We start from the raw sequence: 22,814 nt of genomic DNA on the forward strand, positions 1-22,814 counted from the left end.
CAAACGCTGTGATACGATCCCTTTACCCCGGGCTTATATGCCTCAATCAGCCTGTCGTCGCCGTCGGGTTTTGCTCTTAAGTTCATTATTAGTTAAGTTAATAGTACGAAAAATTGAATCTATTACAGCCATAAGGAGGAGATTTATTACATATGCTATCCCATGAACCCCAACCATCCCGGTTCCTACCAAGCTATTTGCGTCGTAGTCTGTATGCATCTATTATCATGATCGCTGTGTTGCTGCTCATCGCCTACTCTGTGAAGTGGATTGGCACAGCTCCTTTTCTATATTGGGATGAACGCATACAGGATGCCGTTTTTCCAGACACAGCAACTGCTCGTTACCAACTGCTAACCATCGCTATATTCATTACATCTTTAGGTTCATTCCGCATGTCGTTGATCATCGCCCTCGGTGCTGCTACCTTGTGTTGGGTCAGTCTTCGTTCAAAAGCTTATTCCTTTGCGATCCTAAGCAGCTTTACGGCGATGTGGGTGCTGAATACGCTCATTAAGGAAATTTTGCAACGGGAACGCCCGTCACTTCAACATTTGGTTGAAGCCGGGGGTTATAGTTTTCCCAGCGGTCATGCGATGATTTCCATGGGATTTTTCGGAATGATATTTGCCATTTGGGCCATAGAACGAAAGATTCGTGGGCGTTCGCTCTTTCTTCCGTGCGTTCTTGGTGCACTACTGATTCTCTTGATTGGATTAAGCCGCGTATATCTAGGCGTTCACTTTCCTACAGATATTGTGGGTGGCTATATTGCAGGTATAATTTGGCTGGTGTTTACCGTTCCTGTGATCTATTGGCGAGCGCGCATGAAGCTTCCTTCCACTCCCCACCGGTAAATGTCCGAGACGGCTTTTTGTTTCACTCCGGGTCACGACGTTTATATACGAAGTAAGCAAGGCTCAGCAATATCGAAGCTCAGCCTTCATTAAAAACGTTATGGTTTTGTGAACTTAGGATAAGGGAGGCGATCCTTGTGTGGGGAATTGTACTAAGTATTGTAATGGCGATTATTATCGGATTGATTGGCGATGCACTGGCTGGTCATGAAATGCCTGGCGGCATTGCGGGCTCTATGATTGCTGGATTTGTAGGAGCTTGGCTAGGTGTCATGCTATTGGGAGACTGGGGCCCGGTCATCGGAGATTTTGCAGTCATTCCAGCCATACTCGGAACCGCATTGTTCGTGTTCTTGCTCGGACTTGTGTCCAGGCTATTAAGAAGGGCTACCTAACATTTATATATATCTTTTATTCTTTAATTCTATAAGAGGAGTGATATAACATGAGTAACATTGACAATCAAAATATGGCAAGTACTTCAGGTTTTGCAAAAGGTTTATTTATTGGAGGTTTGATTGGTGCTGCCGCAGCCCTGCTGTTCGCGCCGAAGCCGGGTCGTGATTTGCGTAGTGATCTGTCTGATAAAATTACAGTTGTCTCCGATAAAACAAAGGACGTGGCATCTGTAGTTAGCAGCAAAGCGACAGATTTGGCCAAAACCGTTTCCACCAAAACAGCAGATGTAGCCAAAACGGTATCCGAGAGCAAAGACAATATCGTATCCAGCGTAACCAAGGCTTCTGCAGATGTCGCTAATGAAGCAGCCAAAGCAGATAAAGAGGTTATGGATGCAACGGCTCAAGCGGCCAAGGATACGCAAAAACAATTGAATGCAAATTCCTAATAGCTACACATTCTGATGGCAAAAAAATAAGCCTACACTGAACAGCCAGCATGCAAGAAGCTGGCTGTTTTTAAATGATAGAAAGGCTGGGATGACAATGAACAAGCCAAATTCCTATGGAGATGATCTTACCGCGAACAACAAAAGAACCTTTCATCCCCTACAGGCTCAAGATCAGCCAGATGAGGTTTCATCCAAGCAGGCTTCTTCTACTCCTAATCATGTTAAAACGCATGATCAGGAGAGAGACTTTGATGTAAATGAGCATCCTTTTGAGCTGCGCCATGAGGTCAAGCGGCTTAACAAACGCTTAGATCAAATAGCAGATACGCTTGAAAGAGCGGAGTTCAAAGATATTCTGGAGAACTACTCCAGCACTAAAAGAAGAATTATGAGCAATCTGACCGCAGGGATTGCACGTGGTCTCGGCCTTACGCTGGGTACAGTGGTCATACTCGCCTTGCTCGCTTGGTTGCTCAGTTTCCTGGTACAATTAAATCTTCCGGTCATCGGAGATTTCATCGCCGAATTATTAGGATATATCAAAATGAGCCAAGGTACTAAGTAATTGTCCCTATCTCATTTAAAAACGATCCATCGTAACCGGTAATAGACTCCTCAAAGAGCCTCCAGTTACGATGGATCGTTTTTTATTTGTAAATTGTAACAGCAGTAGTCAGCCGCTACAATTTGTTGCGCTTGTTAGCTTTCAATAAGTCTCCTGTCCACCCCTTCATCATCAGCCAGCCGTACATTCCCAACATACTTAGCAATGTGGCAATAATCACGGTAGTAAAACCCCAGCCTGTTTTAATCCAAGGCAGATTTTCAAAGTTCATGCCCCATATAGCGCCCACTACGGTTGCTGGTGTAAATACGGCGGTGACAATGGTCAGCGTCTTCGTAATCTCATTCCCTCTAAATGCGGAAATGGCGTCGTCAATGGAGATCAATGTGTCGATTTCCTTTTCATAATGCAGGAAAAGTCCTTCCATCCGAGTAACACGGTAAAGTAACTGCTTGAAAAAACGATTCTCCTCCAGTTTATCCAGATATGCCTCCCGAGAAGCCGTCACCAGCTCTGAAAAGGGAATGAACATATTGCTCCAATACAACAGCTCGAAACGTGCATTCAATATAGAATCCATCAGCGTACGAGCATTCCTTTTCTCCATGTCCTCTTCCAGTCTTCTCAGGTTGATCTCGAACTTATCCATACCTGTATGAAAGTAATGGAGCACGGCTCTCGCCAATACAAACATGCCATCAGCTGCATCCTCACACTGTTCCAGCATTTTTTGGCGTTCCGCGGTGTGCATGATTTCACGGGTATTTTGATCCAGATTTAACGTCACTAACTTCTGATTTAGGACCAGAAAATAAAACTTGTTGCAATTGCGCTGACTGTCGATCTCCTCCTGAACAGAGTAGATCAGCGACCCGTACATTAAGGGCTGATTGCCATCTGGAAAGCGCACAGATATAAAGCTGGATGGAATGTCCTCTACCTTGTCCAGCCATTCTGAGGCTTCTGGGAGCTTCTCCTTCAAATGCTGTATGACCGAATCTTGCCAATTCCCAGCACTGATGTCCCACCATTCCCATCCTCCACGAAAGGAAGAAATCTGTTCAAATGCTGTCATGGATTCCAACCTTCCTCCCAACCTTTTTCGCTTTATAAAAAGGACACGCTTCCCATATCGGAATAACGTGTCCTTACGATGTGACGTCAAATATTTTAAGCCATATAATCTGCCATCTACTCATGAAATAGAGGAATTAGACATAATCTGCTTCAGCTTTTCCGTTGCCCGCTTCTGAATACGGGAAACGCTCATCTGCGATACGCCCAACGTCTGTGCAATCGCACGTTGAGATTGACCGTCCTGAAATGCCAGAAGAAGCACCTTTTGTTCCTGCTCCTTCAGTTGGCTTAAAGCCTGCTGCAAATCCATTCGTTTTTCCACAGTGTCATAATCGTTAGCATCCGAGCTAATGAGCTCGCCTAACGTAGCTGCACTCTCATCCTGGGATAAAGGCGAGTCCAGTGAAACATAGTGATAGCACTCACGGCCAGCAAGCACCTCAATCGTTTCTTCCACGGTAAGATCCAAATAGGTCGCAATCTCGTCCACATTGGGTGAGCGTTCCAATTTAACGGTCAGTTCATCAATAGCATGTTGAACAAGCGCACCCTTTTCTTTAATGCGGCGAGGAACCTGGATGTACCAGGATTTGTCGCGCAAATAATTTTTCATATGTCCCAGCATACTTTTCATAGCGTATGGTTCAAATGGGATACCCAAGCTGATATCGTATTGCTGAAGCAGACGTATCAAAGCCATCTGACCGGTCTGATATAAATCCTCGTATAAGTCCGGACGGTTACGGGAGATCTTCCCAGCAGCCATCTTGACCATCGGCTCATACTTACGGATCAGCACGGTAGCAATCTCGTTATCTTTTGTTTGCTGGTACTCCCAGATTAGACCAACGGCTTCATCCATCGACTCCGGGGGAGTTACCTTTTCATTCATACTCTTTCCTCACTTCTGGTCAGTCGCTTTACAAGCACCACTTCGGTGCCTTTTCCTGTCTCATTCAAGATATGGACATCGTCCATAAGCGCCTGCATGAGATAAAAGCCTAATCCGCCTATCTGCGCATCATTCAACTCCTTGTCATGCAAGGATGCGATACGGGACGGGTCCTCCACACGTTCAAAGCTCTCCCCTTCATCTTTGACACGAATGGACAACGAAACTTCATCAAATTCGAATATTACTTCCACGACTCCCCCCTCATGACCATAAGCATAAAGGACAGAGTTATTACACGCTTCCGATACAGCCACTTTCATGTCTTCAATATCCTCATAAGAGAATCCCATTTTCGCGGCAATACCGTATAAATTTAATCTTACAATATCAACAAAGTCAGCAGTTGCCGGCAAATTAAGAACTACTTTTTGAATTTGAGCATTCATTTCTTTTTCTTTCCTTTCCTATTGGGAATTCTCCTGGGGGACAAAGAATTTGGCAATACCGGTCATATCAAACAGCTTTTGAATTTGAGGTGGTACCTCTTGAACAGCAAAGCGAGACTCCATCCCATGCCTTGCTTTTAAAATGGATAACAAGATACCAATCCCCGTGCTGTCAATGTATTTAAGGTCTCTCAAGTTAATAATCAAATCTTGGCTGGACTCCCCCACCAAAGGCTCCATCACCAGACGAAAATCAGGTGCTACCGAAAGATCCAACTCTCCACTCAGATAAACGGTATTTACGCCATCGGTTGTTTCTGTAATTGCATTAAACTTCTCATTTTTATTTGTATTCATAGGCCTACTCTCCCGAAAAAAGATTTCCCTACATACTAACCCATTATACGATCGTTTGAATCACGGTATAACTTTTTAAACACTACCAAATGCCACCATCTAGGCTTCATTGATTTGTTCTTTACCCGGCTGCATTGGAAAATGGTCCGGAGAATGCCGTAGCAACGCCTGTTTTACACTGCTGATTTTAACGGGCTTACTGATATAATCGTTCATCCCAGCTTCAATACATCGAGGCTGAATACCCTCCATCACATTAGCCGTCATGGCGATAATGGCAGGTTGGGATCTTCCCGCCAATTGCTCACGCACTCTACCCGTACACTCCAGACCGTCCATCACAGGCATCTGTAAGTCCATAAAGATATAGTCATAGTCCTGATTCGCCATGACCATATCAAGCGCCTGTTGCCCATCTGCTGCCACATCTGAAGCTAAACCGAGCTTATCCAGTATATTAACCATCAGCTTCTGGTTAATCGGATGATCATCTACGACCAGTACAGGTTTACGGCTTGGAGATTCCCGATGTGGAATTTCCCAGTCGTGGCTGGACTCCCCCTCCAGTTCATTTTCCTGAGCAAAGCCAAGCTTCATTGTAAAATGAAACGTCACGCCCTGTTCTCCGCTCGTATCTACACGGATATCTCCGCCCATCATATTCACTAAGGTTTTACAAATGGCGAGTCCTAACCCGGTTCCACCATATTTACGCGTCATTGAAGAATCCAGTTGGGAAAAGGGCTGAAACAGCCTTCCAACCTTAGCGGGATCAATACCAATGCCTGTATCCTTCACTGAAAACTCAACGGTAAGTCCATTGTCGCTTTGCTCTTTGACAGATGCGAAGACATACACCCCGCCCCGGTCTGTAAATTTGACGGCATTGGATACCAGGTTAATCAATACTTGACGCAATCTTCCCATATCTCCATATAACACAGGAGGCATCTGTTCATCGAGGAAATAAACCAGTTCCAAGTTCTTTCGGTTCACCTCTACCGTAAATAGGCTGAAAACTTCCTTGATACAGGAAACCAGATCAAAAGGATATTCCTCTACCTCCATTTTGCCTGACTCCAGCTTAGTGAAGTCCAGAATATCATTAATGACTGCTACCAGCGCGTCTGCACTACGACGGATGATATCAGCATATTCCTGTTGGTCACTTTGCAGCTCCGTCTCCATCAGCAAATCAATCATGCCAATGACGCCGTTCATAGGTGTGCGGATCTCATGGCTCATCATCGCCAGAAATTCCGTTTTGGCATTGGCAGCAATCTCTGCTGCCTCCTTGGCGGCAATCAGTTCGCTGTTCATCTTCTCCAGCTGCTGGGTCTTCTGATGAAGCAGCATGGACTGTGTCTTCAAGCGCTTGTTTGTCAGATACATTTGCACGAAGCCTTCAATTTTGGACTTGAGAATTTGAGGGATGAACGGCTTCACCATATAATCAATACCGCCCGCTGAATACCCCGCAAATAAATGCTCCGCTTCCTTGCTGTTAGCTGAAATAAAGATAATCGGAATATCCTTTGTTTTCTCTCTGGCCTTGATTAACTTTGCGGTCTCAATTCCATCCATACCCGGCATCTGCACATCCAGGACTACGATTGCAAATTCATCTTTTAATAGACATCGCAGCGCTTCTTCCCCGGATGTGGCCTTTACCAAATTATATCGTTCACTCTCCAGCACCGCCTCAAGAGCGAGCAGGTTCTCAGGTCTGTCATCTACCAGCAATATATGAATCGGTTCATGAAGCCCCATGGAATCCTCCTAAGCATCTCTATTTAATCTTCCGGTAAATTTTTTCTATCCGGTCCAGCGGCTCGTAGGAATCACTATAATCGGTAAAATGTATGGATTCCTTGGCCCCAAGCACCAACACACCAAAATGACTCAAGCTATCATAAAACAACCCATGCACGTGGTTGCGAAGTTCGTCGTTAAAATAGATCATGACATTCCGGCAAAAAATAACATTGAACTCGTTAAAGGACCGGTCAGTCGCTAAGTTGTGCTCCGCAAAAATAATATTTTTCCGTAAAAAAGGATGAAACATCACTGAATCATACTTGGCTGTATAATATTCAGAGAACGATTGCGTGCCCCCGGACTCCAAATAATTTTTGGTATACAGCTTCATTCTGTCGATCCCGTATACGCCTTCCTTCGCCTGCTGTAAAGACAGGTTATTCATATCCGTCGCATAAATGCGGGCCTTATCATATAAGCCTTCTTCATGCAGCAAGATCGCCATAGAATATACTTCCTCACCTGTGGAGCAACCTGCATGCCATATTCGAATGTACGGATACGTTCGCAAAATAGGAATGATTTTCTGCCTAAAATTCAGAAACAGCTCCGGGTCACGGAACATCTCGGTCACCGGAATGGAAAGGCTTTGCACCAGTCTATCGAAGGCGCTGCGATCATGCAGCACCTTCTCCTGAAGTCCTGATATCGTGCTTACATTCTCGGACTGCGCATGATAATAAACACGCCGCTTAATCGATGGCAGAGCGTAGTTACGAAAATCGTAGCCGTACAGCCGATGTATACCTTCCAGCAACAGCTCAATCTCAATCAATTCCCGCTCAGTATCATTCGATTTCACTTCATTAGCAGCATTATCCGCCATATCCTTAGATGTCATAATCTCTCTCCAATTCCTAAATAGGTTTTGCCTGTGCCGCTCCAATCATGTGTCGATTTATATTACCCAATTTTTTGGGTTACGAATACAACCACACCCGCATTAATGATAAAAGCTGTTCGGTTTGAATCGGTTTTTTTACATAATCGGAAGCGCCTGCCTCAATACACTTGGAACGATCATCCTTCATGGCCTTGGCTGTCAGGGCAATAATAGGCAACTTCTCGAATTGTGGCATTAGCCGGATACGTCGCATCGCTTCATATCCATCCATTTCCGGCATCATCATATCCATCAGAACCAGATCAAAATCAGGTGTCTGTTCCAGCAGTTCCAGTGCTTCTCTTCCATTTTCCGCAAAGGTAACCTCCATACGATAGCTTTCCAGCACGCTGGACAGAGCAAATACATTGCGAATATCATCGTCTACCAACAATATTTTTTTATCTTCAAACAGTTCTTCCTTGTTGTATAGCTTCTGCAAAATTTTGCGTTTATCCTCAGGAAGATTCGCCTCTACACGATGCAAGAACAACGTTGTTTCGTCTAAAAGCCGTTCCGGCGATTTAACATCCTTAATAATAATAGACTCTGCATATTTGCGAAGTTGCGTTTCTTCTTTGCTGTCCAGATCTTTGCCTGTATAAATAATGATCGGCAGATCAGTTAGCTGCTCGTTCTCTCGAATACGATCCAGCAGTTCAAAACCAGTCATGTCGCTCAGCATCAGATCCAGTACCATGCAGTCATACCGCTGGGTAGCTAGCTCATTCAGTGCTTCCTGACCTGTCGATACCGCCGTAATGGCAACATCATCATGATCGATCAGCTCAATAATGGATTTACGCTGATTATCATCATCTTCAACCACAAGGAGACGTTTGACCATTTGGTCCGTATACGATTTTATATGTGAAAATGCCTTATCCAGACTTTCCTTCGAGGAAGGCTTTTTGAGATAGGCAATCGCGCCCATCATTAAGCCCTGCTTCACATCATCTATGACCGAAATAACATGCACTGGAATATGACGTGTCGATGAATTTCCTTTTAGCTCACCCAAAATGGACCATCCATCCATTACAGGTAATTGAATATCTAGTATAATAGCGTCCGGCAAATAAGATTGAGCCATGTTGAGCCCATCGTCTCCTTGGAGAGCGATCAGTGCCTTAAAGCCCCGGCTACGGGCCATATCGTACAAAATATTAGCAAAATTAATATCATCCTCAATAATCAGCAGCACTTTATCCTGCGAGGTAATCTCGTTTCGATCGTCTCCCGGATGTATAATGTCCTTCGCTTTGTTTTTCGAAGGCATCTGATATAATGGCAACCGTTCAGCAGGCATAATCATGGGAAGGTCCGTTTCTGCCGAGGCTGCCACATTCTCAAAATCCGAATTCACATCCGTACCGTTAAATCCCTCTCTCGAATGAGAGTCCATATCCTCAGCCGTTGGCGTTTGTTCCGGCAAATACAATGTGAAGCAACTACCCTGTCCCTGCTCGGATTCCACCGTAATAACGCCGCCCAACAATCTGGAAAGCTCGCGGCTGATCGACAGACCTAGTCCTGTCCCCCCATATTTCCGGCTGGTTGTACCGTCTACCTGCTGGAAGGCTTCGAAGATCAGATCCGTTTTATCGGAAGCAATCCCAATGCCCGTATCACGCACAGATAAAGCCAGATAGGATCTTCGTGGATTTAGCAGACCAGGAAGCTGCTCTCCGTTTGCCCGAGATACAATGAAACGAATAGAACCTTCCGTGGTGAACTTGAAGGCATTAGACAGCAAATTACGTAAAATTTGTTTGAGACGATAACCGTCACTGATAATGGCATCCGGCAGGTTCTCTTCAATTTCGGTATGCAGTTGAAGCTCACGTTTGGCTGCGACCGGAGCAAAATTCTGCTCCACAAACAGTTCCAGTTCCTTCAAATGGACCGCTTCATGGTTAATATCCATTTTTCCAGCGTCCACTTTGGATAAATCCAGAATTTCATCAATCATTTTCAACAAATCGGCGCCTGACATATAAATGGTTTGTGCATATTCCACTTGCTTTGGCTTAAGATTGCCTTCCTTGTTCTCAGACAAGAGCTGAGAAAGAATAAGCAAGCTATTTAGCGGAGTACGCAGCTCATGAGACATATTGGCCAAAAACTCGGATTTGTATTTGCTGGTGATTCCTAGCTGCATGGCCTGTTGCTCCAACTGAGCTCGTGCACGTTCGATCTCATCGTTCTTTTCTTCTACTTCTCGAACCTGTTCTTCTAGCGCTCTAGTTTTGGCAATCAGTTCAGTATTAAAATGCTCCAATTCTTCTTGTTGACGTTGTAACAATTCCTCTGAACGCTTGAGTTCTTCTGTTTGCTCCTCCAAATTTTCGTTGGAGCGCTTGAGTTCCTCTTGCTGAGTTTGTAGTTCTTCGGATTGGCATTGCAATTCCTCAGTAAGTGCCTGAGATTCGCGCAGCAATTGCTCTACACGCATCCGTCCCTTGATGTTGTTCAGAATGATCCCCAAGCTCTCTACTAATTGAGCAAACAGCTTCGTTTCCAGATCACTGAAGCGATCCAGTGACGCTATTTCTACAGCACCGATACACTCATCCTCGAACAAAATAGGAAAAATCATAATTCCCACTGGCTTACTTTCTCCTAAGGCAGAGCCTATGGACAAATATCCGTCAGGAGCCTCTGTAATCAAGATCGGCTTACGATCCAGAACACATTGTCCGAGCAAGCCTTCGCCCACATGGATAACGTCCCTAATCGAATTTTCGCCAGTCACCTTTGCATAGGAACCGTATAACTTAAAACGGTTGTCTTCTACATCTTTTCCTTGCAAATAGATGGCTCCATAGCTGCCTCCCAAGATGGGCGTAAACTCACTAATGAACATCTGAGCAACCTGCTCCAGTGAATTTACACCACGGAACAGCTCAGTCACCCGAGCAGTATTGGCATTAAGCCAAGTTTGATCCTTCTGCGTTTGAAGGACGGAATGCTCGAATTTCCGCTTTTCTTCCAAGTCCCCGGCCATTTGTTGAAATACACGAGCGACTTCACCGATTTCATCTTTGGAGGCAACACTCATTCGGCTGATGGCCCTGTACTTTCCCTTGCCAAAACCATTAATCATGAGATTAACGATATTTAGACCTTTGGCAATGCTTGGGAGCACCCACAAAATAACCAGTAAGCCCATGATCAGACCGGCGGCCATCAGAATTGTGGTAATCTGCACAGATTCCTCATAAGCCTGATTGGCTTGCTTCATGTCGTTATCAATCTCCCGATCCTGAAAAACGGCAAGGGCATTAATGCTATCCATTGCCTCCTGTTGAGCAGGCAAACCAGTGCTATTGCGGAAAGCGTTAGCCTCATCAATGCGATCTTGTCCCAGTAAAGAAACTAACCTTTGTTCGTAACTTAGAAATTCATTCCAGGCGACGGCTACCCGATCAACCTGCTGCTGCTCTTCACTGGTGCCTGAATTTGTTTGCAAACTTGCCAGCACTTTCGTTCCAGTAGCAGAAATATCATCAAGCTCACGTTTGGCCTCGCCGACGGAGGAGCCCGGATTTAAAATCAGGTTGGCCATAACTTTAGCCATATCATTCACCTGACCACGAATAGCCGTTGTTTTCCGGACCTTCACATATCGGTCCTGGTAAACCTGATTCAGCTGCTCATTCAGGTTCCCCATACGGTCATAGCTGATTAGCGTCAGCACAAGGAGGATCGCCATAAGCGATCCAAAGCCGATCAGCAGTTTATTTCTGATTTTCATGCAAGCTCTCTCCCTCTTTCAATGAAATCCAGATCAGGCACTTATCATCATCGCGATCCTGTGGCGTCTCATTACGAAAAAATGCATCCAGCATCGCTTCTTCGTTCCATTCCTCATACTTACGTAGACACTCAGTCAGATACTCCAACTGCTCCTCATATTCACCTTCCACCGCTTCCAGCAAGCCATCCGTATACAAAGCGATATGTCCAGTTCCTTCATAATGAATCGTGTGCATTTCTGCATCAATCTTATCAAACAAACCAACCGGGCTACATGCACGGTCAAATTTGGTAATGCTGCCATCCTGGTTGAACAGCAAACCGGGAGGATGTCCCGCATTTACATAGTCAATTCGCCGTGAACGGGTATCAATCACCATATAAATCGCCGTAAAATAATACTGTACCAGCTGCTTGCCCAGATCCAGTTGGTTAAAACGCCGATTCAGCTCTTGTATGACTTTCTCAGGCTCCACATATGTGGTCACCGTATCCTTAAGTACAGACGCAATGAACATGCAGAACAGCGAGGAAGAAATGCCATGCCCCATCATATCAAGCAAAATGATGGCATATCGCCCCTCCCCTAACGGATACCATGAATATAAATCCCCTGCCAGTTCAAAGGAAGGCTGATAGAGCGCATTCACTTGCAGCACCGGGTCATGGATGGCAGGGCTAAGCACCGCCTGCTGCACCATCGCGGCCAGCTTCAACTCATCCTGAATTCGCTGATCCCGATCCTTATGCCAATCCTTCTCCTGTTTGAGACGCAAGGCAGACCGGATTCGCGCCATGAGCTCTACCTTGTTGATTGGCTTCGTGACGTAATCGACGGCTCCCACATCTAGAGCTTCGGCCAATTTTTTGGAATCGCCTACCGCCGTTACCATAATAATCGGGATATCTTTTAAATGCTCATATTCCTGTACAATACTGCAAGCTTCAATGCCGTCCATTTCAGGCATCATCATATCCAGCAGCACCAGATCAATATCTGAAGGACGGGGCCTGAGACTAATGGTACGGTCGCCGATTCCCAGATGCTCCAACATTTCTGCGGCCGAGCTAGCAGAGATCACATCCCGATAATTTTCTTTTTTCAGTATTTCACGAATAATAATGACATTCGTCGGGTTATCGTCAACAATTAGAATTCTCATTGGCCTCTCCTTATCTGTAACTCATGTATTATACTATACCTGCTTATACGGCAACACCCTTGTTGATTGGAAGTAGTGTTTCCGTAAGAAGGCATTCCAAAAACATAGATAAGGAATGAGGCTAAAACCCCATTCCTTATCTATGTTTTTGGAGGACCCGCAAAACACTTGTGGTGCGGTCAACTTCCTCTTTTTCGAATCTAATGTCACTCAGCTTTTATGGTGAACAGCAATATCACGCTTTTTTAGCAATGACCAGCACTTTACCCTGATCCAGTTCTTTTTCATAAAAGTCAGCTTCGGTATCTGTAAATCCCAAAGAAGTAATTTTAGCGCGAAGCTCATCGCCACGGGAACGGAACAAGTTGGCTAATGAATCGAAAACGCCCTCTTCCTTAATCCCGATTTCCTTAGCATCCACCGTATCGGCAATACGATCTGTCCGATCCTGATCATGAGCGAGCACGAACACATCCTCATAACGATAGCCCGTGTTACGCAACTCATTTACTGCTTCAACGGCTTGTACACCGTTATCTACCACTTTGGCATAAGATTTATGATTGGTCTGATTCATGTTTCTCACGCTCCTTTAAGGATTGACTTCTCTGACTATTACACTTCACATATCCATTTGAAACTTCCATGTTATGTCACGCCTCAAAAAAATCGATTACCACTCCGTTTCATCAAAAAACTCAACATACTTAGGTTTATCAGACGTCTCATCCATAAACACTTTGATTGCACGTTGTCCGCGTACATAGACCTCTCCGTCTTCCGCCGTGAATTGCGAGCCACCCAGCGCCTGATCCAGCGTTTTCCGTTGCAGCGGCAGCCACTTATCATTTACCTTGATTCGACCAGCAGCAGGATCTACATGCACATAAGAAACGACGTCCTCACGCATACCTACAACAACATCTGGATATTGGTATTCTGTAGAAAGCAGCAGCATATCCTTTTTGACTCGTTGTGGCTTGCCTAGCTTCTTCAACACATCCGCACGGGTGTCATCCAAAGATATGCCATTTAAGGTATGAAAATCTGCTGGTACAGCATGTGGAGCGGGTATCGTCTGTACAGTCCTAACCATATGCCCCGCTGTTTGCGGGGAAACGGTTTGCTGAACCGTATCCTGTCCGGAAAAGGGAGTGAGCAAACCAGCAGCTAGTAATAACGTCTTCATCATAAATCTCACCCTTTCAATGAATTTCCTGTAGTTTACGGTTCAGCCACTATGCTACTGACGCATTTTCTGCCACACCCCAGCAGCGATGTCTACATAACCCAACCAGTTTTTACTCGGCTTGGCCGCAGGCTCTTCATAAGTCGCATTGTAGCTCTGAACCGTCCGCTCCGTTGCGGTCAAAGGTCTATTCGGTGTCGTTGCCTTAATCGCATTATCCGTTCTGGAAGTATTACTCGCAACGCTATGCGATTTCTGAAACCGTGTCATTAACGCTGTTGAAGCCTGCTTGGCAGCCAGCGTCACTTCGCTGAGTACCTCTCCCAAGTTTCTAACCGATTCCATCACTGGCTCCACTTGCTTCAATTTATGATCAACATCTGCGGTGATGTCATTCGCATGTCGAACCGTTTGTTTTACTTCATAACTCAGTTCATCTACCTTTTTTTGCACATCCTGTAAGGTTTGAGTCACCTTATCCAGTGAGCCTTGTGCTGCTTTCAACGTTTTAATGAGGAAAATAACGAGAACTGCAAATGCGATAGCAATAATAAAAATGCTGACCTGTGTTAACATGGCGTAACCTCTCTTTCGTCTTTCACGATGATGTTTATGATTACTGCATAGTTACCCTTTAGATTCAGACACGAAACAACGTCCAGGCTGGCTTCTTCTCCGCTCCAAACGTTATGATTCACGGACTCTCGCACCGTTTAAAACAACATATAACGATGGCACAGCCACGAGTAATCTATAGAAGTCACCGTCATCTGCAACCACGCTCTATCGGGGCGTGAGTATGCCACATTATATACAATTAAAGGAGGATACAGAACATGCTAAAATGGTCCGCTTTATTCTTAATTTTTGCTGTGATCGCCGGAATCTTAGGTTTTTTTGGTATCGTCGTGTCCATAGCTGCTACAATCGCTAAAATATTATTTGTGATATTTCTGGTGTTGTTCGTCATTTCACTCTTTACCGGAAGAAAACGGGTTTCATAGTTATCGGATGCTAGCTGTACAAAAGCAATATTCTAATGTTTATAAAAAAAGGATGTTCCCACCCTGGTCAACAGGGCTGTGGAACATCCTTTTTTGATGCAGCTTTTTTACGGTTAACGGCGCTTTTATTGAATCACGCTGCCCCCAAACAGGAATCGGTCCTGCCAAGGCTTGCTGAAATCCGTAACTTTTACACCGCCACCCGCTACAGAAAACGTATGGAGAAGCTTGTTGTCTCCCAAATATACAGCTACGTGTGTAATCGTTTGGGAGGAATTATCCAAGGACGTGTACGCCCCGGAAGATGCATTATAATTTGTAAAGAAGAGTAAATCGCCACGCTTCAGCGTAGTCATGTCCATATTCGGCTGACTGTTTTGCTTGATCCACTCACCCTGTGAACGGGAATCTGCCGGAAGCTGGATACCTACAGCCTGACGGAAAATTTGACGGGTAAATGCCGAGCAATCAAAAGTAGCCGTACTGTTACGATCCGAACCATATTCATATGGAGTTCCGAGATAAGTCATCCCCGTATTAATAACCTGCTCTATTGCAGCCGCTGCATCACCGGAAAACATGTTCGTAGTTGACGCAGGAGATGCTGTCACAGGTATTGCGGTAGTATCAGGAGTGGTTGTCACCGGAGCAGCCACAGGCTGCTGCACAACAACGCCCTCACCAATACGAATATACTGTGGAGACGAGCTGACATAGCCCACCGTACCATCAGCATTGGTAACCTTGAACCAATAGGCATTACTTGGATCAGTAATCGTAACGACATCCCCTGCATTCAAATAGCCCAAAACCTCGGAAGAAGTGGATGCCTCCGCCCGCAAACGAACGGACGTTTGAATCGTGGCTTTCGTTTGACCGGCAGAACTATTCACTGAGGCTACAGCCTCTTTAGCTGAAACATTTTTAACTGACTCTGCGGCTTCCGGTTTACGGCTGGCAGATGAAGTGACAGCAGCAGCGACGCTGGTAGCGCCAACTTTTATGTACTTGTCGGAGCTGCTAGTATATCCGGTTACTCCATCAGAAGTCTTGATCTTATACCAATAGCTGTTTGTTTTCTCCAATACCGTTACGGCCTCTCCCTGCTTCATAAAGCTGACTACATCCCCTGTAGTCGAAGGACCGGATCTAAGCTTTACAGCCGCCTGAATAACTGCCTTCTGTCCTGTGGATGCTGTTGATGCCGCTGCGTCAACCTGACCCGGCGCCACATGAATTGCTGCCAACAGCGCGGCTGACGTCATGAGCATTCCCATCACGCGTCTTCTCAATGTTGCACCTCCTGGCTGTTTTTACGAATTTGAAGAGCATATCCAATTCCGACGAATATAGCCGGACATGCCTTCATTATAGTAAAAGCAGCAGGAAGAGAGATATAATCCAAACGTCACAAAAGGAAGCGTATACGCCTTTCGCATATAGGCCTAAAGTCACTTTTAGCACTAAACATTTAATAATTAATCTATAATTTGGGTTCTACATGGACATGGACATGCATCGTATTATGAACCTCTTGCAGACGTTCCTCAATCCGGTCGCTGATCCGATGCCCTTCAATCAGGCTGAGTTGCGGATTGACCTCAATGACCACATCCACCAGCGCATGATTGCCGTGTACACGTGCCTTAACGTCCCGAATCCCCTCTACTCCAGGTATACAGGCAATCGTACTCCGTAAGTCAGACAGCTCTTGCTCATCAAATCCATCGGTCAAGCTGTGCGTGGAATCCTTAAAAATATCCCACGCTGTTTTACAAATGATGAATCCTACCGCGATCGCAGCTACAGTATCCAGCCAGGGTAGGCCGAACTGTGCGCCGATAATGCCAACTGCTGCCCCAACACTGACAAGTGCATCCGATAGATTATCCTTGGCCGCTGCCAGCAAAGCCTTATTGTTAATTTGCCGTGCCAGTCTGTTATTGTAAAGGTACACTCCCAGCATAATCACTGCACAAATCACAGCTACACCCGCGGAGGTGATATCCGGTATTTGCTTTCCGCCCTTGAAAATGCTCCCGATCCCATCAATAAGCACCTGCAAACCGACGACAGCCATAATAAAGGACGCCAGCAGCGCCGCGATCGTTTCTGCCCGAAAATGTCCATAGGCATGGTCAGAGTCCGGTGGCTTTTGGGAAATTCTCAGTCCAACCAGTACAGCAACCGACACTACAATATCGGTGACATTATTGAAGCCATCCGCCCGCAACGCGCTAGAAGCAAATATATATCCGCTAATCAGCTTAAAGGCGGACAGCAAGAGATAAGCAGCAATGCTCACCCACGCCCCACGCTCACCTTTTCGTATCTCTTCATAGACATTTACCACAACGTAGGACACTCCTTCAAATATATAGTTCCCAGCAGAACGATCTCACCGGGCCCAAAAATAAAAATAGCAGCGTTGATGCCCTGAATAATATCAATTTTCTTTGGTTAACTGTTATTTTCAGGATAGCAGACGATCTTTGTGTGGGTCTAGAGAAACAGTCTTTCCGCTCTGCATCGCTGTAGTAACAACGAAAAAGTATTGCCAGGCCCCATTCCTGTAGGTTATATAAAACATTTTTTACTTCACGCAAAAAACAGAGGTTTTCTCTTCCAACCCACCCCAGATGTGTGTTATCATTGTTGCCCTTGTCCCTTCTTTTAAAAACGTATAAAATGAGGACACAGCCGCGTTTTTATTCAATCCAGCATGATTGACATGAATTTGGCGGCAACAGGAGGAATTTATTCATGAGCGATGCTAATGAACCACGTAAAGTTAATCTCGCAGATGCCATTCGGGAAAAGCTGGCACAAAAAAAACAGCAGTCCGGCGCTTCACAGCAGGGCGGCTTTCAAGGCGGTTCCGCCAAAACACTGAAAAGCCAAAATACGAAGAAGCCGAACAACCAACGCCGTCGTACAGGCGGATCATAAGCCACCCCATAGTATATATATTGTACGCAAAATCGGACGAGGTCTATCTTACCTCACTCCGGAACCAAGTAAGCTATGGGCATGACACAAAAACGAAAAAGAGGAGTCTCCCCGCCATCTAAATGGCCTAAGGAGCTCCTCTTTCGTTTATCTAGTTGTTGAAGTTAGCCGGTTTGGATATTTAGCCGATTTCTACCGGATACATACGTTCACGCAATTTTGTGATTTCTTCATTTTCCAAGTATTCATCATAGCTCATCGTACGGTCGATTACGCCGTTTGGTGTAATTTCCACGATTCGATTCGCGATCGTTTGAATAAACTGGTGGTCATGGGATGTGAACAATATAGTACCGTCAAAATCAATCAGACCATTGTTCAGCGCTGTAATGGATTCCAGATCCAAGTGATTGGTCGGTTCTTCCAGCAACAGCACATTGGCACCGTTCAGCATCATTTTCGCCAGCATACAGCGAACCTTTTCGCCCCCGGACAGCACACTTGCTTTCTTAAGCGCTTCTTCTCCAGAGAAAAGCATACGTCCCAAGAAGCCGCGCAGGAACGTTTCGTCCTGATCCTTGGAATATTGACGCAGCCACTCCACAAGATTCATATCCACACCTTCAAAATAGGTGGAATTATCTTTCGGGAAATAAGCCTGGCTAGTTGTAATCCCCCAAGAGAATTCTCCGCTATCCGCTTCGATCTCGTTCATCAACACCTGGAAGAGCGTCGATTTAGGCATGCCGTTCGGGCCAACAAACGCGATTTTATCGCCTTTGTTCACAACCAGACTGAACTCATTCAGCACTTGCTCGCCTTCAACAGTTTTACTGAGGCGGTCTACTGTCAGGAGTTGTTTGCCTGCTTCGCGTTCAGGCTTGAAGTTCAGGAAAGGATATTTACGGTTCGATGGACGGATGTCATCCAACGTAATTTTATCCAGTTGTTTTTTACGTGAAGTAGCCTGTTTGGACTTGGAAGCATTCGCGGAAAAGCGCTGAATAAAGGCTTGCAGTTCCTTGATCTTCTCTTCCTTCTTCTTGTTGGCATCACGAGTCAAGGCAAGCGCAAGCTGGCTAGACTCATACCAGAAGTCGTAGTTTCCGACGTACATCTGGATTTTGCCAAAATCAATATCCGCAATATGCGTACATACCTTGTTCAGGAAGTGACGATCATGGGATACAACGATGACGGTGCCTTCATAGTCCATCAAGAAATTTTCCAGCCATTGAATGGATTCGAGGTCCAGATGGTTGGTAGGCTCATCGAGCAGCAAATTGTTCGGACGACCAAACAACGCTTGAGCCAGGAGAACACGTACCTTGTCATTACCACTCAGCTCAGACATGTTCTTGTCATGCAGGTCGCGGGGAATACCAAGACCGATCAGCAAGGAAGCTGCATCTGGCTCGGCATCCCATCCGTTCAGCTCCGCAAATTCACCTTCAAGCTCACCGGCACGTAGACCGTCCGCTTCGGTAAATTCCGTTTTGGCATACAGCGCATCCTTTTCCTTCATGATTTCATACAGACGCGTGTGGCCCATAATAACGGTTTCCAGAACCGGGAATTCATCGTATTCATAATGGTTCTGCTTGAGGACTGCCATCCGTTCACCCGGTGTCATGTGAACCTCGCCAGAATTGGCTTCAATTTCACCGGAAAGAATTTTCAAAAAGGTGGATTTACCCGCGCCATTCGCCCCAATCAGGCCGTAGCAGTTCCCAGGAGTAAATTTGATATTTACGTCTTCAAAAAGTGGGCGTTTACCATAACGAAGCGTTACGCCGCTTGTACTGATCATATAAGCATACCATCCTTATCATTAGTAAAGTGCTAAACACAAAATTACCGACGGCAATAGTATAACACACAAAAGATCGGATTCGAACCGTAGTATAAGTATAACCGCCCCTGAATCTCATCCAATATCTTATAAATAAAATAAAAAATGCTTCTGTCTCCACCATTGTCGCCTGACAAACACATGGACCAGAACCATTTTCATGTTCTAAATTCGTTGAGATGCCGTTAGAACAGACGCGTTATTCAGTCGCGGCATTGATGTTCCATGCGCTTGTAATTGTCAGGAAACCCCGACACCTAACGGAATGAGGTACATGCCGACTTCATCATCCTGTTTGATTACGACCTCCACGTCATAGACCGTCTGGATCAGTTCAGATGTAACGACCTCTGTAGGTGGGCCGTTCGCTATAATACGCCCTTCCTTCATGGCAATCATCACATCGCTATACCGAATAGCCTGATTGATATCATGCAGCACCATCACGATTGTCAGTCCATGTTCCTGGTTTAACTGCCGAATGAGCTCTAAAATTTCAAGCTGGTAGTACATATCCAAATAGGTGGTCGGCTCATCCAAAAATAAAATTGGCGTCCGCTGTGCCAAGGCCATTGCAATCCATACACGCTGCCGTTCTCCTCCTGAGAGCTGATCCAATGTGCGAGTTCTACGTTCGTTCAGGTTAGTGCAGGCTATTGCCCACTCAATCGCCTCCTCATCCTCGTCACGCCTCGCTGTGAACATGTTCTTATGCGGCAACCTGCCGAAGCTTACGAGCTTTTCTACAGTCAAGTCGGAAGGTGCCTCGTTCTGCTGATGGACTACCGCCAGTTGACGGGCCAGCTCCTTGGGCTTGTAGTGGGCTATCTCCTTGCCGTCCAGAATCACTTGGCCCAAGCGGGGAACAGCATTGTTGGACATCACGCTGAGCAGCGTTGATTTGCCGCATCCGTTGGGACCGATAATGGTAGTGATCCGTCCCGACTCAATAACAGCATTAATAGCATGCAGACGATCTGTTTTCCGATCATAAGAGAAGGTTATATCCTTAATGTCCATAGGTGCGATCCGCCTTTCTGATCAGGAATATCAGGAACGGCCCGCCAATGACGGCCATAATAATAGAAGCCGGGATTTCATTGGGAGCAAGCACTGTCCGCCCCAGTGTATCCGCGAGCAGCAGCAGCAAGCCGCCGCATAAGGCGGAAAATGGAATCAACCACTTATGATCCGAGCCAACTAGGTAGCGGGCACAATGCGGAACGAGCAGACCGATAAAGGCAATCACTCCCGCGATGGCTGTAGCCGTTGCTGCAAGCAGCACTGCAATCACAGAAATCAAAAGTCGTGCACGCGTTACATTGAATCCCAGATTTTTAGCTGTTTTATCTTGAAGGGACAAGAAATTGCACCAAGAGAACACGAGCATGGCTAAAATTAGTCCAATCCCGCCATAGGTCACAATAACCTCGACATCTACCCATTTTTTCATAGACAAGGTTGAAGTGGTAACCTGATTAATGCTAGTGACTGCATAACTGCCTCGATAGTTAAACGACTGACCTAGGCCGGAAAAAATGGCGTTCACAGCCACCCCGATCAGAATGAGACGAATCGGATGCAAGCCAGATTTCCATGAAAAACCATAAACCATTAGACAGGCTAACGCACCGCCAATAAATGAAAAGAACGGCATCCAGAAATAAAGCGCAGGAAAGACCGTCACCGCAATCAGCGAGATCAATGCCGCTCCCGAAGAAATGCCGATAACCCCTGCATCCGCCAGTGGGTTTTTCATGACGGCTTGCAGCAAAACACCCGCTACTGCAAGTGCTGCACCTGCCATCACGGACACGAAAATTCTCGGTAGTCTCAGGTCCTTGACCACATTCACCTGATCATCTGTACCTGTCCACAATCCGGTCATCAACTGACTCAAATCCACCTTGAGACTGCCTGTCATCGCTGAATACAGCATGACGCCGACGAGCAAGACAATTACAACAATAAGGCTCCATACTTTTTTGGACATGTCATCAGCTTCCTTTAATTCGAAGGATACAGCATTTTCATCAGCTCATCCAGCGCCGAGTTTGCCGCTAAATTCCCTGTTGTGCCAAACAACGGTTCAGGCAGATCATAGACATGCCCATTTTTCACAGCGTTGAAATGCTTCCAGATATCGTTAGTTTTGAACTCTTCATCGAACATTTTCACTACTTCATCCGGCATCCCGTGTGCAGCGCGCAAAATGATATCGGGGTTGGATTGCTGCAAGGCTTCGGTATTGTGGGCAATGAACTCCACCTTCTCGCCCTGAACCACATTGGTTCCGCCTGCAATTTTAACCAGATCCCCAATATAGGAATGCTCGGTAGCCACCAGATAGCTTCCTGGTACTCCCAGCAAAATCAATACTTTAGGGGATTTCTTCCCTTGGATTTTTTGTTGAATCTCAGCTACTTTGGCATCCAAAGCTCCATTAATCTCTTTGGCCTTATCGGCTTTGCCAAACGTGTCTCCCAGCTTTTGAATCTCTTTTTGCATATTCGCGAGACTTTCAAAATTCAAAAATTCGGCATTGATTTTCAAATCTTTAAATTTAGGCTCCAGATCATATTTCAGTGTCGTCACCGACAGTACGTCCGTCGGCTTCAATGACATCACTTTTTCCATATCAGGACTCATCGGATTACCCACATCAGGCACATCCTTGTAACGGTCAGGCAGCACTTTCGCGCTTGTCGGCTTGCCTGCCAAATCCAGGCCCAGTGCATCCGTGATTTCCGCAATGGCTACCGTAGTCGCCACAATACGAGGAGCTTGAGCTTTACCGTCAGACGACTTTCCGGTTGCATTAGATGTTGCCGCTGATTTCGAACCATCGCTCTGGTTCTGCCCGGCCTGTGCCCCTCCCGAACATCCAGCCAGCAACAAGATCACGATGCCGATTAACATATACAAACAAAACGATCTTCCTTGAGCCAATGCTATATACCGTTTCATGAAAATCCAGTCACCTCAATTCAAAATATAGAACAACATTAGGAACCCCAACTTTTCGGGTATCCGGATTTTGCAAAATTCGATTCCAGTGCTCCAAAGTGCAATATATAGACGAACTAGACCATTTCGATCTACATATTGTTCATTAGAAGTCGCTTATTGGATTTTTGCAAAATTCCTCGG

The 22,814-nt window shown here is 45.7% G+C and carries 23 protein-coding genes; 6 read left to right on the forward strand and 17 right to left on the reverse strand.

All coding sequences use genetic code 11. From position 1 onward, the window contains the following. The first annotated feature begins 152 nt into the window (after positions 1 to 152). From BM358_RS20290 to BM358_RS20305, 4 genes are all read left to right on the forward strand, one after another. The gene (locus BM358_RS20290; protein WP_028541855.1) at positions 153 to 857 is read left to right on the forward strand and encodes a phosphatase PAP2 family protein; all 705 of its coding nucleotides are present in this window, start codon (positions 153 to 155) and stop codon (positions 855 to 857) included. Between the two features lie 137 nt (positions 858 to 994). After that, the gene (locus BM358_RS20295; RefSeq protein ID WP_013311925.1) at positions 995 to 1,252 is read left to right on the forward strand and encodes a GlsB/YeaQ/YmgE family stress response membrane protein; all 258 of its coding nucleotides are present in this window, start codon (positions 995 to 997) and stop codon (positions 1,250 to 1,252) included. 50 nt (positions 1,253 to 1,302) lie between these two features. Further along, positions 1,303 to 1,704, forward strand: coding sequence for a YtxH domain-containing protein (locus tag BM358_RS20300; protein ID WP_023990268.1), 402 nt, complete (start codon positions 1,303 to 1,305; stop codon positions 1,702 to 1,704). Between the two features lie 91 nt (positions 1,705 to 1,795). Continuing rightward, positions 1,796 to 2,272, forward strand: coding sequence for a DUF5665 domain-containing protein (locus BM358_RS20305; protein WP_049828439.1), 477 nt, complete (start codon positions 1,796 to 1,798; stop codon positions 2,270 to 2,272). A 115-nt stretch (positions 2,273 to 2,387) separates the two neighbouring features. Here the strand turns inward: BM358_RS20305 and BM358_RS20310 are convergent, their stop codons facing one another. The 11 genes from BM358_RS20310 to BM358_RS20360 form a co-directional block, all read right to left on the reverse strand. Continuing rightward, a complete protein-coding gene (locus BM358_RS20310; RefSeq protein ID WP_028541853.1) occupies positions 2,388 to 3,347 on the reverse strand; it encodes a magnesium transporter CorA family protein in 960 nt (319 codons plus the stop codon). A gap of 120 nt (positions 3,348 to 3,467) precedes the next feature. Next, complete coding sequence (locus BM358_RS20315) at positions 3,468 to 4,241, reverse strand: sigma-70 family RNA polymerase sigma factor (protein WP_028541852.1); 774 nt, start codon at positions 4,239 to 4,241, stop codon at positions 3,468 to 3,470. Beyond that, positions 4,238 to 4,690 carry an anti-sigma B factor RsbW gene (gene rsbW / locus BM358_RS20320; protein ID WP_023990271.1) on the reverse strand — a complete coding sequence of 151 codons (453 nt, stop codon included), beginning with the start codon at positions 4,688 to 4,690 and terminating at the stop codon, positions 4,238 to 4,240. The genes BM358_RS20315 and rsbW overlap by 4 nt, the downstream gene beginning before the upstream one ends. 18 nt (positions 4,691 to 4,708) lie before the next feature. Beyond that, on the reverse strand, positions 4,709 to 5,047 hold the full coding sequence (locus tag BM358_RS20325) for an STAS domain-containing protein (RefSeq protein WP_023990272.1): 339 nt from the start codon (positions 5,045 to 5,047) through the stop codon (positions 4,709 to 4,711). A gap of 99 nt (positions 5,048 to 5,146) precedes the next feature. Next, positions 5,147 to 6,817: a response regulator gene (locus BM358_RS20330; protein WP_028541851.1), complete on the reverse strand. Its 1,671-nt coding sequence runs from the start codon at positions 6,815 to 6,817 to the stop codon at positions 5,147 to 5,149. Positions 6,818 to 6,836: 19 nt separating this feature from the next. After that, complete coding sequence (locus tag BM358_RS20335) at positions 6,837 to 7,706, reverse strand: CheR family methyltransferase (RefSeq protein WP_023990274.1); 870 nt, start codon at positions 7,704 to 7,706, stop codon at positions 6,837 to 6,839. Positions 7,707 to 7,785: 79 nt separating this feature from the next. Further along, positions 7,786 to 11,505, reverse strand: coding sequence for a response regulator (locus tag BM358_RS20340; RefSeq protein WP_028541850.1), 3,720 nt, complete (start codon positions 11,503 to 11,505; stop codon positions 7,786 to 7,788). Further along, complete coding sequence (locus tag BM358_RS20345) at positions 11,489 to 12,670, reverse strand: PP2C family protein-serine/threonine phosphatase (protein ID WP_028541849.1); 1,182 nt, start codon at positions 12,668 to 12,670, stop codon at positions 11,489 to 11,491. Before BM358_RS20345 ends, BM358_RS20340 begins: the two co-directional genes overlap by 17 nt. 235 nt (positions 12,671 to 12,905) lie before the next feature. Further along, positions 12,906 to 13,247 (reverse strand): YflT domain-containing protein, encoded by a 342-nt coding sequence (locus BM358_RS20350; protein WP_023990277.1) that lies wholly within the window; start codon positions 13,245 to 13,247, stop codon positions 12,906 to 12,908. Positions 13,248 to 13,343: 96 nt separating this feature from the next. Further along, positions 13,344 to 13,862 (reverse strand): hypothetical protein, encoded by a 519-nt coding sequence (locus tag BM358_RS20355; protein ID WP_028541848.1) that lies wholly within the window; start codon positions 13,860 to 13,862, stop codon positions 13,344 to 13,346. A gap of 51 nt (positions 13,863 to 13,913) precedes the next feature. Continuing rightward, positions 13,914 to 14,435, reverse strand: coding sequence for a DUF948 domain-containing protein (locus BM358_RS20360; RefSeq protein WP_028541847.1), 522 nt, complete (start codon positions 14,433 to 14,435; stop codon positions 13,914 to 13,916). 260 nt (positions 14,436 to 14,695) lie between these two features. On the opposite strand from BM358_RS20360, the gene BM358_RS20365 reads away from it, so the two are divergent. Next, the gene (locus tag BM358_RS20365) at positions 14,696 to 14,863 is read left to right on the forward strand and encodes a DUF1328 domain-containing protein (RefSeq protein WP_028541846.1); all 168 of its coding nucleotides are present in this window, start codon (positions 14,696 to 14,698) and stop codon (positions 14,861 to 14,863) included. Positions 14,864 to 14,988: 125 nt separating this feature from the next. Here BM358_RS20365 and BM358_RS20370 read toward each other — a convergent pair whose 3' ends face one another. Further along, complete coding sequence (locus BM358_RS20370) at positions 14,989 to 16,155, reverse strand: C40 family peptidase (protein ID WP_028541845.1); 1,167 nt, start codon at positions 16,153 to 16,155, stop codon at positions 14,989 to 14,991. A gap of 191 nt (positions 16,156 to 16,346) precedes the next feature. Then, the gene (locus BM358_RS20375; RefSeq protein WP_028541844.1) at positions 16,347 to 17,216 is read right to left on the reverse strand and encodes a cation diffusion facilitator family transporter; all 870 of its coding nucleotides are present in this window, start codon (positions 17,214 to 17,216) and stop codon (positions 16,347 to 16,349) included. Between the two features lie 410 nt (positions 17,217 to 17,626). On the opposite strand from BM358_RS20375, the gene BM358_RS20380 reads away from it, so the two are divergent. After that, positions 17,627 to 17,812, forward strand: a complete 186-nt coding sequence (locus BM358_RS20380) for a hypothetical protein (protein WP_013311941.1) — start codon at positions 17,627 to 17,629, stop codon at positions 17,810 to 17,812. A 181-nt stretch (positions 17,813 to 17,993) separates the two neighbouring features. On the opposite strand, the gene BM358_RS20385 is transcribed toward BM358_RS20380, so the two are convergent. The 4 genes from BM358_RS20385 to isdE form a co-directional block, all read right to left on the reverse strand. Beyond that, positions 17,994 to 19,622, reverse strand: coding sequence for an ABC-F family ATP-binding cassette domain-containing protein (locus BM358_RS20385; protein WP_023990284.1), 1,629 nt, complete (start codon positions 19,620 to 19,622; stop codon positions 17,994 to 17,996). Positions 19,623 to 19,904: 282 nt separating this feature from the next. Then, entirely contained in the window at positions 19,905 to 20,684 is a 780-nt protein-coding gene (locus BM358_RS20390; protein ID WP_023990285.1) for an ABC transporter ATP-binding protein, read from the reverse strand. Further along, a complete protein-coding gene (locus BM358_RS20395; RefSeq protein WP_028541843.1) occupies positions 20,674 to 21,657 on the reverse strand; it encodes a FecCD family ABC transporter permease in 984 nt (327 codons plus the stop codon). The genes BM358_RS20390 and BM358_RS20395 overlap by 11 nt, the downstream gene beginning before the upstream one ends. A 14-nt stretch (positions 21,658 to 21,671) precedes the next feature. Next, positions 21,672 to 22,631: a heme ABC transporter substrate-binding protein IsdE gene (gene isdE, locus BM358_RS20400; RefSeq protein ID WP_028541842.1), complete on the reverse strand. Its 960-nt coding sequence runs from the start codon at positions 22,629 to 22,631 to the stop codon at positions 21,672 to 21,674. Between the last annotated feature and the right edge of the window lie 183 nt (positions 22,632 to 22,814).

The organism is Paenibacillus sp. cl130, from assembly GCF_900116035.1.
Taxonomy (GTDB): Bacteria; Bacillota; Bacilli; order Paenibacillales; family Paenibacillaceae; genus Paenibacillus; species Paenibacillus polymyxa_B.